Source organism: Paucibacter aquatile (genome assembly GCF_002885975.1).
Lineage (GTDB): Bacteria > Pseudomonadota > Gammaproteobacteria > Burkholderiales > Burkholderiaceae_C > Paucibacter_A > Paucibacter_A aquatilis.
Genome location: NZ_POSP01000003.1, coordinates 3776023 through 3793207 on the forward strand (window position 1 = coordinate 3776023; position 17185 = coordinate 3793207).

11 protein-coding genes and 4 tRNA genes are annotated in these 17185 nt (G+C 61.0%); 13 read left to right on the forward strand and 2 right to left on the reverse strand.

Annotated features, from left to right (window positions below; genetic code table 11):
- Positions 1-72 precede the first annotated feature (72 nt).
- Positions 73-1350 (reverse strand): formylglycine-generating enzyme family protein, encoded by a 1278-nt coding sequence (locus tag C1O66_RS19410; protein WP_102769405.1) that lies wholly within the window; start codon positions 1348-1350, stop codon positions 73-75.
- A gap of 696 nt (positions 1351-2046) precedes the next feature.
- Here C1O66_RS19410 and C1O66_RS19415 point away from each other — a divergent pair.
- Positions 2047-3591 carry a tryptophan halogenase family protein gene (locus tag C1O66_RS19415; RefSeq protein WP_102769406.1) on the forward strand — a complete coding sequence of 515 codons (1545 nt, stop codon included), beginning with the start codon at positions 2047-2049 and terminating at the stop codon, positions 3589-3591.
- 103 nt (positions 3592-3694) lie between these two features.
- On the opposite strand, the gene C1O66_RS19420 is transcribed toward C1O66_RS19415, so the two are convergent.
- Positions 3695-6349, reverse strand: a complete 2655-nt coding sequence (locus C1O66_RS19420) for a TonB-dependent receptor (protein WP_102769407.1) — start codon at positions 6347-6349, stop codon at positions 3695-3697.
- A 676-nt stretch (positions 6350-7025) separates the two neighbouring features.
- Here C1O66_RS19420 and C1O66_RS19425 point away from each other — a divergent pair.
- From C1O66_RS19425 to rpoB, 12 genes are all read left to right on the forward strand, one after another.
- Positions 7026-7111: transfer RNA gene (locus tag C1O66_RS19425), tRNA-Tyr, on the forward strand.
- A gap of 76 nt (positions 7112-7187) precedes the next feature.
- Positions 7188-7261, forward strand: a tRNA-Gly gene (locus C1O66_RS19430).
- Positions 7262-7346: 85 nt separating this feature from the next.
- Positions 7347-7421 (forward strand) — tRNA-Thr (locus C1O66_RS19435).
- 48 nt (positions 7422-7469) lie between these two features.
- Positions 7470-8660 (forward strand): elongation factor Tu, encoded by a 1191-nt coding sequence (gene tuf / locus C1O66_RS19440; RefSeq protein ID WP_102766014.1) that lies wholly within the window; start codon positions 7470-7472, stop codon positions 8658-8660.
- Positions 8661-8675: 15 nt separating this feature from the next.
- A tRNA-Trp gene (locus C1O66_RS19445) sits at positions 8676-8751 on the forward strand.
- Positions 8752-8900: 149 nt separating this feature from the next.
- The gene (secE, locus tag C1O66_RS19450; RefSeq protein WP_102769408.1) at positions 8901-9284 is read left to right on the forward strand and encodes a preprotein translocase subunit SecE; all 384 of its coding nucleotides are present in this window, start codon (positions 8901-8903) and stop codon (positions 9282-9284) included.
- Between the two features lie 85 nt (positions 9285-9369).
- Entirely contained in the window at positions 9370-9957 is a 588-nt protein-coding gene (gene nusG, locus C1O66_RS19455; RefSeq protein ID WP_102769409.1) for a transcription termination/antitermination protein NusG, read from the forward strand.
- A 187-nt stretch (positions 9958-10144) separates the two neighbouring features.
- The gene (rplK, locus tag C1O66_RS19460; protein ID WP_102769410.1) at positions 10145-10576 is read left to right on the forward strand and encodes a 50S ribosomal protein L11; all 432 of its coding nucleotides are present in this window, start codon (positions 10145-10147) and stop codon (positions 10574-10576) included.
- Between the two features lies 1 nt (position 10577).
- Positions 10578-11285, forward strand: coding sequence for a 50S ribosomal protein L1 (gene rplA, locus C1O66_RS19465; RefSeq protein ID WP_102769411.1), 708 nt, complete (start codon positions 10578-10580; stop codon positions 11283-11285).
- A 316-nt stretch (positions 11286-11601) separates the two neighbouring features.
- Positions 11602-12123, forward strand: a complete 522-nt coding sequence (rplJ, locus tag C1O66_RS19470; protein ID WP_102769412.1) for a 50S ribosomal protein L10 — start codon at positions 11602-11604, stop codon at positions 12121-12123.
- A gap of 48 nt (positions 12124-12171) precedes the next feature.
- Entirely contained in the window at positions 12172-12552 is a 381-nt protein-coding gene (gene rplL, locus C1O66_RS19475; protein ID WP_102769413.1) for a 50S ribosomal protein L7/L12, read from the forward strand.
- A 424-nt stretch (positions 12553-12976) separates the two neighbouring features.
- Positions 12977-17098, forward strand: coding sequence for a DNA-directed RNA polymerase subunit beta (gene rpoB / locus C1O66_RS19480; RefSeq protein WP_102769414.1), 4122 nt, complete (start codon positions 12977-12979; stop codon positions 17096-17098).
- Positions 17099-17185 lie beyond the last annotated feature (87 nt).

The window sequence follows — 17185 nt, forward strand, 5'->3', positions numbered from 1 at the left end:
GTCGCACGCACAAGCTTGCGCCGCGGAAGGGAGCGTGAGCTGTGCCTGACAGACCCTATCGTGCCGTCTTGTTCAGGGCGCGAGGCCGGACGCGCCTGGCGCCGCGCCGGACTCCCCTGCGACGGCCTTGGGTTCCGCGGTCTGTGCCAACTCGCCGGCGCTCAGGTCGCGTGCCAGGCGCAGTCCGAAGAACACATAGCTGGCCTCGGGCACTTCGGCATTGCGATGCTGGGGGCGCAGCAGCTTTTGCTCATTGAACCAGGAGCCACCGCGCAACACGCGCTTGCTCGGCTCACTGCCGCCGGGGCGAGCGCGGCCGTCGTTGCCAGCGCCTTGATAGCTCTCGTGGAAGGCGTCTTCGACCCATTCCCAGACATTGCCTTGCATATCGTGCAGGCCGAATCGATTCGGTGCTTTCAGGCCCACGGGGTGAACCTGGCCCTGGCTGTTGCTACTGAACCAGGCGCTGCGGTGGAGCCGCTCCAGCGCGGCCTCTGGGGTGGAGGGGCCGTTGCTGCCGAGCTGTGCGGCGTACTCCCATTCGGCCTCGCTGGGCAGGCGATAGTGCAGGCCGGTTTTCTCATTGAGCCTTTGAACAAAGGTTTTGGCTTCGTACCAGCTGATGCGTTCCACAGGGCAGTGGTCGCCGCAGGCGGTGTTGGCGCTGGGATTGCTGCCCATGACGGCCTTCCACTCGCCTTGGGTCACCTCGTACTTGCCCAGTAAAAAGCTGGGCACGGAAACCGCGCGAACGGGTTGCTCGGCCGGGTGGCTGTTGCTGCCCATCTTGAAGCTGCCCGCAGGTATCAGCATCAGGGCTGGGCAGTAGTCGCAGTCCTTGCGTGCGGGCATTGATTTGGCCCTGAGATGGGCGGGGGCGTCGGACTTGGCCGTGAGCACCTGTCGCGCCAGGGCCTCCGCTTCAGCGAAACGCGCTGTGACCGCCTGTGGCGTGGATTGAGACTTGTCGGCCTTGATCGACTCACCCAGGGCGGCCAGTCTCGCAATTCGGGCGGTTTCCTGCTTCGCCAACAGGCATTCGGCCAGCACCTGAATGCGCGCGTCGGTGTTGATGTCTTCCTCGACCGCGGGATAGCGGATTCCGGGAATCTGGGTGCAATAAGTCGAGCCCTGCGAAGTACCGGTGGTGCAAACGGTACGGTCCGGCATGGTCAGCGCTGGCGTGATCACCCGCATATTGGGTTTCACCATGTCCAGGCTGTAGGCCTTGCACGCTTCAATCTCCTCTGATTCGACGCCCAAACCATGCTTGGAGGTCGATTTGAGGCTGGAACAAGCCGATGTCAAAAGCAATGCCAGCAGTGCTGTCACCATGGATAACTGTTTCATGAGACTCCCTGGAAATATTTTGATGGCGGGGTGTTGCGGGGTTTGCGCCGGAGATCAGGCGGGAGATCATAGGTATTGGTCGATGGTTTCTCTGAGTCCGCCAGATACTGTTCAAGAAGTAGCAGCAAGTGCGACCGAAGGCACAGGCAGGTCTCCAGCGCCTGAACTTTCGAGCCCCGTGTTGAAACTCCATGAAACGCTCTGGACACCCAGATTGAAAAATGTATCGGGCTGGACTCACTCTAGTTTCTGGTGCGCATCCGCGGGGCCATTGCTTGGAATCAACGCTCAGTACTGTGCCCCAAACTGGGCCCAAAATATATTCGAGAAAACCAGTTCAAATTCACTTAACCGCAACCAAATGCGCCCGCTGCAGGTACACCGGGCGCATGGCGAACGAATTCTTGGCCCGGAGCCGAAGAAGGGACGTTCTCAATGCTTGAAGCATGGGCCCCGCTGAGGCGCTTGGCCGCCGACTTCAGCGCAGCGCTGGCGCTTCACGATACCCGGGGAAACCCCTTGGCAAGGCGCTTCAGTGCAGCGAGATTGGGGCTCCCGCCGTATCATGAGCACCTGAAAAGATAGGTCGGAAGCCGGGTTCTGGCGCCTCTTGGTGACCGGCGTCGGATTGCTTGCCTGGGGTTTGTGCGCTTGAATCTTGGAATTCAATCGCAGTGAAAGAAAAAGGTCTTAATCATGAAAACCAAGAAGATTGCCATCATTGGCGGTGGGACCGCCGGATGGTTGGCGGCCAACCATTTGGGCCGGGGGTTGCAGGGGGATCCGGAAATTGAGATCACCCTGATTGAATCGGACGAGGTGCCCGTCATTGGTGTCGGTGAGGGCACGGTGCCTTTCATCAAAACGTCGATGCAGAAGTTCGGTATCAGCGAGGCCGATCTGCTGCTGTCCTGCGAAACCACGTTCAAGCATGGCATCAAGTTTCAAAACTGGATGGCGGCGCCGCAGGGAGCGGCAGAACACTTCTATTACCACCCGTTTTCCTCCCCGTTTCCGGGGGGTATGGACGTCACGCCGCATTGGTTGCGTCAAGGGCAGGCGCGACCCTTTGCCGATGTGTCCAGCAGCGCACGCCTGGCCGAGGCCCGGCGGTCACCCAAACATATCGAGTCGGATGCCTATGCAGGTGCGGTGGATTACGCCTACCACGTCAATGCGCACAAGTTTGCGGCCCTGCTGTCGCGCAACGCCCGGCAGCGTTTTGGTGTCAAGCATCTGATCGCCACAATCGTGGGCGCCGACCGAGGCGAATCGGGCGACGTGTTGGCGCTGCGCAGCAAATCAGGCGAACGGCTCGCTTTTGATTTTTATGTGGACTGCAGCGGCTTTGCGTCCTTGCTGACACACACGTCCCTGAAAGTTCCCTTTGTCGACAAGTCGCATCAGATCCTGACGGACACCGCTTTGGTGCAGCAGGTGCCTTTGGCACCCGACGCAGAAATTCCGCCGTACACATTGGCGCGCGCCCATGAGGCCGGCTGGATCTGGGACATTCCGGTCACGGAGCGCAGGGGCACGGGTTTTGTCTACGCCAGCCAGTACATGACCCAGGACCAAGCCACGCTGGCATTTGCTCGCCATCTGGGCATCCACCCGGATCAGTTCTCTCCGCGCAAGATCGCCATGAAGATTGGCTACCGCGAGCGGGTGTGGGCTCACAACTGCGTGGCGCTGGGCTTGGCCCAAGGCTTTGTTGAACCTCTGGAGGCGACTTCAATTTTGCTCACCGACTTTGCAGCCGGCTTGCTGGCGCGCAACTTCCCGCGGCAGCGCGAGGATGCGCCGCCACTGCGCGAGCATGTCAACCAGGCGGTGCGCTATGCCTGGGAACGCATCATCGATTTCGTCCAACTGCACTACCACCTGTCGGACCGGGATGACACCGACTTCTGGCGGGACAACCGCTACAACGACCATCTGTCTGATGTGCTTCGCCTGCGCTTGGACAAATGGCGTGCCATGCCGCCGCAGCAGACGGACTTCTTCAGCCGTTTCGATCTGTTCAGCGTCGAGAACTACCTCTACGTGCTCCACGGCATGCGTTATCCCTGCCGGGGTTTCGAGCTCGCTGACGAGGAGCATGCGGAGGCACGGCGCCAGCTGGCGCGTGTCGACGGGCTCACACGTCAATTGATGGCGGATCTGCCTGGGCACCGTGCCTGGTTGCAGGGTTTGCGGGCGGCCGTGGAGGGGCAGTCCCGGACCGGTGAATCTGGCTGAGCGCGGCTTCGCGGGTGGGGCCCGCGCAGCGACGCGATGGCCATAAAAAAAGCCCGGCACTGCCGGGCTTTTTGCTGGGGCCGACGAGCGGCCAAGCTTTCGATCAGAACTTGGCGCTGACGCCCAGGCGATAGGTGGTCTCGCCCATGAAGGACCAAGCCGGGTAGCCGATCCGCATGCTGGGCTTGACGTTGGTGTTGGTGGCTTCCGCCGCACCGTACTGCACATCGTCTTGCTTCAGCAGGTTGATGGCTTCAAAGGTCAAGCGCAGGCTCTTGTTGATGTTCCAACCAGCGCTGAAGTCCAGCGAACCGTAGGGATCGTGCATGCGATAGCTGTAGTAGCCGGTCTCACGAATCATGTACTTGGAGCGCCAGTTGTAAGCCAGGCGAGCCGAGTAGTTCGCGTTCTCGTAGAAGCCGACCAGGTTGACCGTGTGCTTGGAGGACTGCGTGAACAAAGCCAGGTTATCGGGGTAGCTGGAGGCCGGAGCCTTGGCGTCCGCATAGGTGTAGCTGGCGGCCACACCGAAACCGTTGTCCAGGCTGTGGTTGATCTGGGTCTCCAGGCCGTTGATCTTGCCACCGCCGGCGTTCACGTAGTTGTTGATGGTCCAGCTGTCCACCTTGCTCAGCGGATCGATCACGTTGACCTTTTGATTGGTCTTGACCTGTGCGGTCACGAAGTTGTCGATCGACTTGTGGAAGAAGGCAGCCGACACCATATTGCCGCGACCGTAGTAGTACTCGATGCCGAGGTCGAACTGCTTCGACGATTGCGGCTTCAGGGTCACGGTACCGAATGTCAGCGATTCGTTGCCTGCGCGGTCGTCGTTGTAGCCGGCTTGCTTGGTCAGGAACATGTACTCGAAGTTCGGGCGGGTGATGGCCTTGGCGGCTGCCACACGCAGAACGGTGTTCTTGTCCAGCTTGTACGCTGCGTTCAGGCTGGGCAGCCAGTCGCTGTAGCTCGACTTCTCTTCGCGGATCTTGTTGCTCCAGCCATCGTTGTTGGGCACATCGCCGGCGGCCAGCGGCGTGCCGTCGAACAGATAGCCCTTGCCGTTCACCTTGGTGTGCACATAGCGCAGACCGAAGTTGCCGCGCCAGCCGGCCTTCTCGAACTCAAACATGCCGTACGCGGCTTGGTTGTCTTCTTCGATGGCTGCGTAGCTGGAGCGCTGCACGGTCCAAGAAGCGGTGTTCTTTTCGTACAGCGCGGCCATGGCGCCGAGGTTGGCTTCGGGGAAAGCCCAGCCGTTCGGGCCCATCTTGATCGAGCCGCTGTACAGATCGCTGGTGTTGCCCAGCACCACGGTCTTGGAGAAGGTGCCGCGCAGGGCACTTTGCTCGTACTTGTGGCTGGTTGCGCGCAGACCGGTCTTGAACGAGGTCAGGCCATTCCAGTCCAGATCGATGGTGGCGTCTGCCTGAGCGAAGCGCTCCTTGTCGGAGTTGGGTTGTTGTTGGTCGGTGGCCCAACCAGTCGGTGCCAACTGCTTGGGCATATTGGCAAGCGAGACGTCCATATTGACGCTCGGCGAGATGGAGACTTGCTTGCCGGTGGCGTCGATAGAGCCTTGGAACTTGGGCAGGCTTTGACCTGCATCCCACCAGCCCACTTGATAGTTCATGGTGTGCGAGGTGCCGCCCTTGGCCTTGGTTTCGCCAGCGACCAGGTCCACCTTGACGATGTCGGTCTTCAGCGTGCCATTCAGGACCAAGCTTTCCGAGGACATCTTGCCTTGACGGCCCCAGGTTTGCATGAACGTGTTGACCGGGTTCTTGGCGTCGGCGGTGGCCTTGACGCACAGGCCGGCCGCATTCGTCTGCGTGCAGTTCGAGATGGCAGTCGGGTTGTCAGCGCTCGGATCGTTCTGGCGGGTGAACAGATACAGATTGCTGTTGGTGTTGTCGCCCGTCAGCTTCAGGTTCACATAGTTCAAGCCCAGTTCGATGGCGTCGGAAGGCTTGGCTTGCAGCGTGACGTTGATGGCGTCGCGCTTGCGGTCCTGAACGAAAGTGGCGGGAGCCACGTCACCCGCCCAGCCGGCGTCGGACTCAATGCCGCGGCGCACGTATTGGCTCTTTTCTTTGGCACCAGCCACCAAGACACCAAAGGTCTTGCTGTCGTTGCGCCAGCTGTACAGGCCTGCCACGTCTTTGGACAGATCGGTGCTCACGGTGCCCTTGCCCAGCTTCAGGCTGCCGAACACGGTGTTGGCCTTCAGGTCCAGGGGCTTGCGGGTCTTGACGATCACGGTGCCGCCAATGCCGCCTTCGGTCAGGTCGGCCTGGGAGGACTTGTAGACCTCCATGCCGCCGATCAGTTCGGAGGGCAGCAGCGAGTAGTTGAACGAACGGTCGATGGTGGCCTGGTCGTACCAGCCGGTCGACGCCACGGTTTGGCCGTTCAGGGTGGTGTAGGTCATCTGCGGGTCAGAGCCGCGGACCGAAACCGAGGCACCTTGGCCGAAGGCTCGGCCCACAGTGATACCAGGCAGGCGACCGAGCGATTCGCCCACGTCGGAATCGGGCAGCTTGCCCACGTCTTCTGCCGACACTGCGTCAACCACGGCGCTGGCGTTCTTCTTGATGTTGACCGCGGATTCCAGCGAAGCGCGGATACCGGTGACCACCACTTGCTCCAGCTGAGCGGTGTCTTGCTTCGGCGCTGCCTGCTGTGCAGAAGCCGACATGGCCACGCCCAACAGCGTCAGCGTGACCGCCGCGGCGACGGGATTCTTCTTGACCTTCATAACTGCTCCTCGATATGGCCGGTATGGATGAGTCGGCCTGTTAAGACGCGGAACCGGCAGCAGACCAATCTGCAAATTGGTCTGAGCCTGGTGCCTCCTTTGACGTACGAATGCAACCAATGCCATGCCACTATACGGCCCGCTAGTGCCACTTTGCTACCACTTTTCGGTTCGTGTTTTCCCTGCTGTGGCGAGCGTGCCACCATGTTTTTTGGTACTTGCTCATGCCGCCCGTGCTGAGTCGAGAGGAGTGGGGTGAAGTTGGCACTGCGGATCACTGTCACGCAATCTTGGTAGCACATTGGTATTGCTTGGCGGGCGGTGTGCTTTGTGCTGGAACAGGGTTGGCCATGGGCTTGAGCTTGGGTTTGCGCGAAACGCCTGCGTGTGTGGTGCCTGTCTTCGGTCGTGAATCTTTCGCTCGTGAATCTGCTTGGCTTCAGTTGATTGGGGGGTCTGTCGCGGAGGCTAGTGCGGAGAAGTGTGTCCAAAAGAGCCGGCTGCGACCAACGGTCCTTTGTTCAGCGTGTTCGCCACCGGTAAACCCCCTGGGTTCTGGGGCGTTGCGGGATGGGTGTCTGGGTGCGTTCAAGCGCTCGCGGCCATGGCCCTGAAAGATTTTCAGAAAATTTGTTGGCGCAGGAAAAATGCTGTGCTACAGTAGCGGGCTTGCCTCGGAGGGGTGGCCGAGTGGTTAAAGGCAGCAGACTGTAAATCTGCCCGCTTACGCGTACGCTGGTTCGAATCCAGCCTCCTCCACCAAGGCAAACGCTTTTCTTGATTCGAGCTGTCGGCTGGTCCGGCAGCTCGATCCCAAGTCAAGTGGCAGGGCTCCCGGGCGGGAGTAGTTCAATGGTAGAACCTTAGCCTTCCAAGCTAATGACACGGGTTCGATTCCCGTTTCCCGCTCCAGAGTTGGGTGAGAAGCGAAGCAGTGTCAGTTTGTGTCGTCACGGGTTTGTGGTTCTCTGCAAGCAGCCTGCAAACCCGTGCCGATGCCCATGTGGCTCAGTGGTAGAGCACTCCCTTGGTAAGGGAGAGGTCACGCGTTCGATCCGCGTCATGGGCACCACCTCTTTTCTTCTTCTAGTCTGATCGAGTCCTTCTCAGGAGCGCAGAAATGGCAAAAAGCAAGTTTGAACGCACCAAGCCGCACGTCAACGTCGGCACCATCGGTCACGTGGACCATGGCAAGACGACCCTGACGGCTGCGATCGCGACCGTGCTGTCGAAGAAGTTCGGCGGCGAGGCCAAGGCCTACGACCAGATCGACGCTGCGCCTGAAGAAAAGGCTCGCGGCATCACCATCAACACCGCTCACGTCGAGTACGAAACCGCTGGCCGTCACTACGCCCACGTGGACTGCCCCGGCCACGCTGACTATGTGAAGAACATGATCACCGGCGCCGCACAGATGGACGGCGCGATCCTGGTGTGCTCGGCCGCTGACGGCCCGATGCCCCAGACCCGCGAGCACATCCTGCTGGCTCGCCAAGTGGGTGTGAAGTACATCATCGTGTTCCTGAACAAGTGCGACATGGTGGATGACGCCGAGCTGCTGGAACTGGTGGAAATGGAAGTGCGCGAGCTGCTGAGCAAGTACGACTTCCCCGGCGACGACACCCCCATCATCAAGGGTTCGGCCAAGCTGGCTCTGGAAGGCGACACCGGCGATCTGGGCGAGCAAGCCATCATGCGCCTGGCTGACGCTCTGGACAGCTACATCCCCACGCCTGAGCGCGCTGTGGACGGTGCTTTCCTGCTGCCGGTCGAAGACGTGTTCTCGATCTCGGGTCGTGGCACCGTGGTGACCGGTCGCGTTGAGCGTGGCATCATCAAGGTCGGCGAAGAAATCGAAATCGTCGGTATCCGCGACGTGCAGAAGACCACCGTCACCGGCGTGGAAATGTTCCGCAAGCTGCTGGACCAAGGTCAAGCCGGCGACAACGTCGGTATCCTGCTGCGCGGCACCAAGCGCGAAGACGTGGAGCGCGGCCAAGTGCTGGCCAAGCCCGGCACCATCAAGCCGCACACCCACTTCACCGCTGAGGTGTATGTGCTGAGCAAGGAAGAAGGCGGCCGTCACACCCCGTTCTTCAACAACTACCGTCCCCAGTTCTACTTCCGTACGACGGACGTGACCGGTGCTGTGGAGCTGCCGGCCGACAAGGAAATGGTCATGCCCGGCGACAACGTCGGCATCACCGTGAAGCTGATCGCTCCGATCGCCATGGAAACCGGTCTGCGCTTCGCGATCCGCGAAGGTGGCCGTACCGTGGGTTCGGGTGTGGTTGCCACCATCCTCGCTTAAGATTTGTAAGGCCACAGGGGCATAGCTCAATTGGCAGAGCGTCGGTCTCCAAAACCGAAGGTTGGGGGTTCGAGACCCTCTGCCCCTGCCAGCCACCGTTGATCGCGGAAGCTGGTTTGTTGGTCCAGGCATCGGCCCGCGGGAGTTCATCCCGGCGGGCTTTGCTGCTGGTGGGTATCGCCACCGACACTTCCGAAGAATTGAATGCGCAGCTGTGAGGCTGGGCATGGAACCGAATCAATGTCGAATCCTCAAGTCGAAACCGTGACCACCAGCGCCGACAAGGCAAAGCTGGGTGCCGCCGCCGTGTTGCTGGCTGCTGCGCTGTTCGCGTATTACTACCTGGCCAAGCAGGGGCAGTGGGTTCAGTGGGGTGCCTTGCTGGTCTTGCTGGCGGCAGCGTTGGCAGCGTTTTTTACCTCCGAAGCGGGCAAGTCGTTGATTGCTTACGGTCGTGATTCGAGTCGCGAAGTGCGCAAGGTCGTGTGGCCCACGCACAAAGAGGCGCGCCAGATGACCGGCTATGTGTTTGCCTTTGTCGTGGTGATGGCCTTGTTCCTCTGGATCACGGACAAGACCCTGGAATGGGTGATTTACGACTTGATTCTGGGTTGGAAGCGTTGACCGAATCGTGAACAGACGCCTGCGGGCGTCTTTCGCGCTGGAATTGAGCCGCAAGGCAAGCGTTGTAGAGCGTTGAAGGATTGCAATGACTGAAGAACAAGGCACTGTCGTGACCGAGGCTGCTGCAGCCCCCGCCGGGCTTCCCAAGCGCTGGTATGTGGTGCACGCCTATTCAGGCATGGAGAAGGCCGTCGAGCGCAATCTGCGTGAGCGTATTGATCGCGCCGGCATGCAAGACAAGTTCGGTCGCATCCTGGTGCCGACCGAAGAAGTGGTAGAACTGAAGAACGGCAAGAAGGCCGTGACCGAGCGCCGTTTCTTTCCCGGCTATGTGCTGGTGGAAATGGTGATGGAAGACGACACCTGGCACTTGGTCAAGCACACCTCGAAGGTGACGGGCTTTGTGGGTGGTGCGAAGAACCGCCCGGCGCCGATTTCTGAGTCTGAGGTGATGAAGATCGTCAGCCAGATGCAGGAAGGTGTCGAAAAGCCCCGGCCCAAGGTCGAGTGGATGGTCGGCGAAATCGTGCGCGTCAAGGAAGGCCCGTTCACGGACTTCAACGGCGCCATCGAGGACGTCAACTACGACAAGTCCAAGGTTCGTGTGTCGGTCACCATCTTCGGCCGCGCCACGCCGGTGGAGCTGGACTTCTCGCAAGTCGAGAAGGTCTGAGCCACATCTGCTGTTCAAGAGCCTGACAGGGCTCGCGTCGTTCGCAAGAGCAGCGCATCCTGTCCGTAGTCAGCCTGCGACGAGACGCGGGCAAGAGGAGCAAGGGTAAGAGGCGATATGCCTTCAGCCCCTTGTGCTAGCACTCAAGAGCTGCGGCGAGGCCGCTGTGGCTCTTTCAGGAGAAATCATGGCCAAGAAAATTGTCGGCTTTATCAAGCTGCAAGTCGCGGCAGGCAAGGCCAATCCTTCGCCTCCGGTCGGTCCGGCGCTGGGTCAGCGCGGTCTGAACATCATGGAATTCTGCAAGGCGTTCAACGCTCAGACCCAAGGCCACGAGCCGGGTATGAAGTTGCCGGTGGTGATCACCGCCTTCGCAGACAAGAGCTTCACCTTCGTGATCAAGTCGCCCCCGGCGACCGCCCTGATCAAGAAGGCTGCCAAGATCGACAAGGGTTCGCAAAAGGCCCACCTCGAGAAGGTTGGCAAGCTGACCCGCGCCCAGCTGGAAGAAATCGCCAAGATCAAGGTCAAGGACTTGACCGCTGCTGATCTGGACGCCGCTGTTCGTACGATTGCTGGTTCCGCTCGCTCGATGGGCGTGCTGGTGGAGGGTGTCTGAAATGGCAAAGCTGACTAAACGCCAAAAGGCCCTGCAAGGCAAGGTCGAAACCACCAAGCTGTACCCCCTGGGTGAAGCGCTGGCCCTGGTGAAGAGCCTGGCCACTGCCAAGTTTGACGAGTCCATCGACGTGGCCGTGCAACTGGGCGTGGACGCCAAGAAGTCTGACCAAGTCGTTCGCGGCGCGGTCGTGATGCCTCACGGTCTGGGCAAGACCAAGCGCGTCGCTGTGTTCGCCCAAGGCGCCAAGGCTGAAGAAGCCAAGGCCGCCGGTGCGGACGTGGTCGGCATGGAAGACCTGGCCGAGCGCATCAAGGCGGGCGACATGCCCTTCGATGTGGTGATCGCTTCGCCCGACACCATGCGTATCGTCGGTACCCTGGGTCAAGTGCTGGGTCCCCGTGGCCTGATGCCTAACCCCAAGGTCGGCACCGTCACCCCCGATGTGGCCACCGCTGTCAAGAACGCCAAGGCGGGTCAAGTCCAGTTCCGCGTGGACAAGGGCGGCATCATTCACGGCACCCTGGGTCGTCGCTCGTTCGAGAACGACAAGCTGGAAGGCAATCTGCGTGCTCTGATCGAAGCCCTGAACAAGGCCAAGCCGGCCAGCAGCAAGGGCGTCTACCTGCGCAAGGTGGCGATCTCCTCCACGATGGGCGTTGGCGCCCGCGTGGATGTGGCCAGCATCAACGCACAAGCTTCGGCCTGATCGGTCGCAAGCGAATTCGATTGAAATGCGGCGCTGGTCTGGCGCTGCATTGATGAATTGGTGGGGCGTCGGCGAATTCCGGTTCGCTGGCGCGTCATCCAAGACCGCTGGTGCGAAGTGCGAGCCCTTGTGGCTGCAGCGCTTTGCTTAATCGGTGAATTTCGGGTGCAAGCCCGGGTTCACGGCCAGCGCAGATGGCGGTCCCGCTGAAAGGAATTGAAAAGCCGCAAGGCTTGGGTTTCCTGACAGAAGGTCGCTGAACCCCGGTGTGTCGGATGCCGCAAGGCGGAAGACACGTTTTTGTGAGGAGTAGACCTTGAGTCTCAATCGCAACGAGAAGGCAACCGTCGTCTCCGAAGTGGCCGCCCAGGCAGCCAAGTCGCAGACCCTGGCGCTGGCCGAGTACCGTGGCCTCACCGTTGAAGCCTTGAACAAGCTGCGCGTCACCGCGCGTGCCCAAGGTGTGTATCTTCACGTGCTGAAGAACACCCTGGCTCGCCGTGCTGTCGCTGGCACCCCGTTCGAAGCTGCTGCGGAGAGCATGGTCGGCCCGCTGATCTACGGTTTTTCCGAGGACGCGGTCGCTGCCGCGAAGGTCATCGCTGACTTCGCCAAGACCAACGACAAGCTCGTCGTCAAGGGTGGCGCCTACGGTGGCAAGGCTCTGGATGCCAACGGCATCAAGGCCCTGGCATCCGTGCCCAGCAAGGAAGTCTTGCTGTCGCAAATCGCTGGCCTGCTGCTGTCGCCGGTGCAACGCACCGCGGCCGTGCTGGCAGCTCTGGCTCAGCAAAAGGGCGGTGGCGCAGAAGCCCCGGCCGAAACTGCTGCAGCCTGAAGCGCGTAGCCCCGTACTCTGCAATCTATCTGTTATTAGGAAACTATCATGGCATTCGATAAAGACGCATTCCTGGCCGCTCTGGACAGCATGACCGTTCTGGAACTGAACGATCTGGTCAAAGCAATTGAAGAGAAGTTCGGCGTGTCCGCCGCTTCGATGGCTGCTCCTGCTGCTGGCGGCGCTGCTGCTGGTGGCGCTGCTGCCGCTGAAGAAAAGACCGAGTTCAACGTCGTGCTGACCGACGCTGGCGCCAACAAGGTGTCCGTCATCAAGGCCGTGCGCGAAATCACCGGTCTGGGTCTGAAGGAAGCCAAGGACCTGGTCGACGGCGCTCCCAAGGCTGTCAAGGAAGGTGTTGCCAAGGCCGACGCCGAAGCCGCCAAGAAGAAGCTGGAAGAAGCTGGCGCCAAGGTCGAAGTCAAGTAATTGGCTTGGGGGTGAGCTGCCTGGCAGCTTCGCTCCCATCGACCCGGCTGCAAGCGGGTCTTGCATGTGCGCTGGCCCCCTGCCTGACGAGGATTGGGGTAGGGCAGCGAACCGCGAGACGGTGGCTTGGAGCCTGAAAGGGGTAGGTCTGAGGACCTCCCCCTTTTGCTGTTTTAGGGGTTAGTCCTGTTGAGAATAGTTGAAAGCTTCGCGCGAGGTATGATGCGCGGTTCTTTCAAGTGTTCTCTGATCCGACTGCAGAGAGCCGGTTTGGTCGGACTTCGGTTCACATGAGCATGTGACCGGGGTTGTCCGCCAGCGGTTGGTAGTGGCCAACCACCAAGCGCGAGCGCAATGCTCGAGTAGCCAGTCGCCGACGAAGCCCGTCCCACGGCCAGGGGTGGGCTCTCGACACGGAGTGTTTATGGCGCAAGCAACCCCCTATAGCTATACCGAGCGCAAGCGGATTCGCAAGAGCTTCGGCAAGCGTGAGAGCGTTCTCAACGTTCCCTATTTGCTCACCATGCAGCGGGAGGCCTATGTCGCCTTCCTGCAGAAGGATCTGCCGCCCACCAAGCGCAAGGCCGAAGGCCTGCAGGCAGCCTTCCTGTCCGCGTTCCCGATTGTTTCGCACAACGGTTTCGTGGAAATGAAATTCCTCGAATACAACATTGCCAAGCCGCCGTTCGACACCCGTGAGTGCCAGCAGCGTGGCTTGACCTATGCAGCCGCCGTGCGCGCGCGTCTGCAGATGATCATTTACGACCGTGAATCGCCCCAGGCGAAGACCGTCAAGGAAATCAAGGAACAAGAGGTCTACATGGGCGAAGTGCCCCTGATGACCGACTACGGTTCCTTCATCGTCAATGGCACCGAGCGTGTCATCGTCTCGCAGCTGCACCGTTCGCCCGGCGTGTTCTTCGAACACGACAAGGGCAAGACCCACTCGTCCGGCAAGCTGCTGTTCTCGGCACGCATCATCCCTTACCGCGGTTCGTGGCTGGACTTCGAATTCGACGCCAAGGACATCCTGTTCTTCCGCGTGGACCGCCGTCGCAAGATGCCGGTCACCATCCTGCTCAAGGCCATCGGCCTGAACCCCGAGCAGATCCTGGCCCACTTCTTCGTCTTCGACAACTTCCGTCTGATGGACGTGGGTGCGCAGATGGAATTCGTGGCCGATCGCCTGAAGGGCGAAGTCGCTCGCTTTGACATCACCGACAAGAGCGGTGCCGTCATCGTCGAGAAGGACAAGCGCATCACCGCGCGCCACACCCGCCAGCTGGAGCAATCCGGCACCCAGCACGTCACCGTGCCCGAAGACTTCCTGCTCGGCCGCGTGCTGGCCAAGAACATGGTCGACGGCGACACCGGTGAAATCATCGCCAAGGCCAATGACGAGCTGACCGACGCGCTGCTGAAGAAGCTGCGCGCCGCCGGCATCAAGGACGTGCAGTGCCTGTTCACCAATGAACTGGACGAAGGCGCCTACATCAGCCAGACCCTGGCCACCGACGAAACCGTCGACCAGCTGGCTGCCCGCGTCGCCATCTACCGCATGATGCGCCCCGGCGAGCCGCCGACGGAAGACGCCGTCGAGGCCCTGTTCAACCGCCTGTTCTACAACGCCGACACCTACGATCTGTCGCGCGTGGGCCGGATGAAGTTCAACGCCCGTGCCGGCCGCGACACGCCCGAAGGTGCGATGACGCTGTCCAACGAGGACATCCTGGACGTCGTCAAGATCCTGGTCGAGCTGCGCAATGGCCGCGGCGAAGTCGATGACATCGACCACCTGGGCAACCGTCGCGTGCGCTGCGTGGGCGAACTGGCCGAAAACCAGTACCGCTCGGGTCTGGCTCGTATCGAAAAGGCCGTCAAGGAACGTCTGGGCCAGGCCGAGACCGAAGCCCTGATGCCGCATGACCTGATCAACAGCAAGCCGATCTCGGCTGCACTGAAGGAATTCTTCGGTGCCTCGCAGCTGTCGCAGTTCATGGACCAAACCAACCCGCTGTCGGAAATCACGCACAAGCGTCGTGTCTCCGCACTGGGCCCGGGCGGTCTGACCCGCGAACGTGCCGGCTTCGAAGTCCGGGACGTGCACCCCACCCATTACGGCCGTGTCTGCCCGATCGAAACGCCGGAAGGCCCGAACATCGGTCTGATCAACTCCCTGGCGCTGTACGCTCAGTTGAATGAGTACGGCTTCCTGGAAACGCCGTATCGCCGCGTGGTTGAAGGCAAGGTCACCAAGCAGATCGACTACCTGTCCGCCATCGAGGAAGGCAAGTACGTCATCGCTCAGGCCAATGCTTCGCTGAGCAAGGAAGGCGCGCTGATCGACGAGCTGGTCTCGGCCCGTGAGAACGGCGAATCGGTGCTGACCTCGCCCGAGCGCATCCAGTACATGGACGTGGCGCCTACGCAGATCGTGTCGGTCGCTGCCTCGCTCGTGCCCTTCCTGGAGCACGACGATGCGAACCGTGCACTGATGGGCGCCAATATGCAGCGTCAAGCCGTGCCCATCCTGCGCCCCGAAAAGGCCCTGGTCGGTACCGGTGTCGAGCGCGTGGCGGCCAAGGACTCGGGTACCGTGGTGGCAGCTCGCCGCGGCGGTATCGTGGACTACGTGGACACCAACCGTATCGTGATTCGCGTCAATGACGCGGAGACCGTGGCCGGTGAAGTCGGCGTCGACATCTACAACCTGATCAAGTACCAGCGTTCCAACCAGAACACCAACATCCACCAGCGCCCGATCGTCAAGCGCGGTGACCATGTGGCGGCTGAAGACATCATCGCGGACGGCGCCTCCACCGACATCGGTGAGCTGGCTCTGGGCCAGAACATGCTGGTCGCCTTCATGCCCTGGAACGGCTACAACTTCGAAGACTCGATCCTGATCTCCGAACGCGTGATCGCCGAAGACCGCTACACCTCGATCCACATCGAGGAACTGGTGGTCAACGCGCGTGACACCAAGCTGGGCAGCGAAGAAATCACCCGCGACATTCCCAACCTGTCCGAGCAGCAACTGGCTCGCCTGGACGAGTCGGGCATCGTCTACGTCGGCGCCGAAGTGAACCCCGGCGACGTGCTGGTGGGCAAGGTCACGCCCAAGGGCGAAACCACGCTGACGCCGGAAGAGAAGCTGCTGCGCGCCATCTTCGGCGAGAAGGCCTCCGACGTGAAGGACACGTCCCTGCGTGTCGACCAAGGCACCTCGGGCACCGTCATCGACGTGCAGGTCTTCACCCGTGAAGGCATCCAGCGTGACAAGCGCGCCCAGCAGATCATCGACGATGAACTGAAGCGCTTCCGCCTGGACCTGAACGACCAGCTGCGCATCGTCGAGGCCGACGCCTTTGACCGTATCGAAAAGCTGCTGATCGGCCGCGTGGCCAACGGCGGCCCGCAGAAGATCGCCAAGGGTACGGTCATCGACAAGGCCTACCTGGCCGGCGTCGACAAGTTCCACTGGTTCGACATCCGTCCCGCCGAGGACGAAGTCGCCAACCAGCTGGAATCGATCAAGAACTCCCTGGAGCAGACCCGCCACAGCTTCGACTTGGGCTTTGAAGAAAAGCGCAAGAAGCTCACGCAAGGCGACGAGCTGCCGGCGGGCGTGCTGAAGATGGTCAAGGTCTACCTGGCCGTCAAGCGCCGCCTGCAGCCTGGCGACAAGATGGCCGGCCGTCACGGCAACAAGGGTGTGGTGTCCAAGATCGCTCCGATCGAAGACATGCCTTACATGGCCGACGGTACGCCGGCTGACATCGTGCTGAACCCGCTGGGCGTGCCCTCGCGGATGAACGTGGGTCAGGTCCTGGAAGTTCACCTGGGCTGGGCCGGCAAGGGCATTGGCCAGCGCATCGGCGACATGCTGCAGGAACACGCCCGCGTGTCCGAGCTGCGTCAGTTCTTCGATGAGCTGTACAACAAGTCCGGTGGCAAGCCTGAAGACCTGGATCAGCTGAGCGACGACGAAGTCATCGAAATGGCGCGCAATCTGCGCCACGGTGTGCCTTTCGCCACGCCGGTGTTCGACGGTGCCAAGGAAGATGAAATCCGCGCCATGCTGAAGCTGGCCTACCCGGATGACATCGCCGCCAAGAAGGGCCTGACCGCCACGCGCACCCAGGCTTATCTGTCGGACGGCCGCACCGGCGAGCGCTTCGAGCGCCCGACCACCGTCGGCTACATGCACGTGCTGAAGCTGCACCACTTGGTGGACGACAAGATGCACGCCCGTTCGACCGGCCCGTACAGCCTGGTGACCCAGCAGCCGCTGGGCGGCAAGGCCCAGTTCGGTGGCCAGCGTTTCGGTGAAATGGAAGTGTGGGCGCTGGAAGCTTATGGCGCCTCCTACATCCTGCAGGAAATGCTGACGGTCAAGTCCGACGACGTGAACGGCCGGACCAAGGTCTACGAGAGCATCGTCAAGGGCGAGCACACCATCGAAGCCGGCATGCCGGAATCGTTCAACGTGCTGGTCAAGGAAATCCGTTCGCTCGGTATCGATATTGAGTTGGAGCGCAACTGAGGCAGGGCGGGGTCAGCCCGCCGCGGCGCTTGAAGCGCCCGGCGCGGCCCCTTCTCTTGAGCTGACTGTTTCCGTATCCGACTAAAA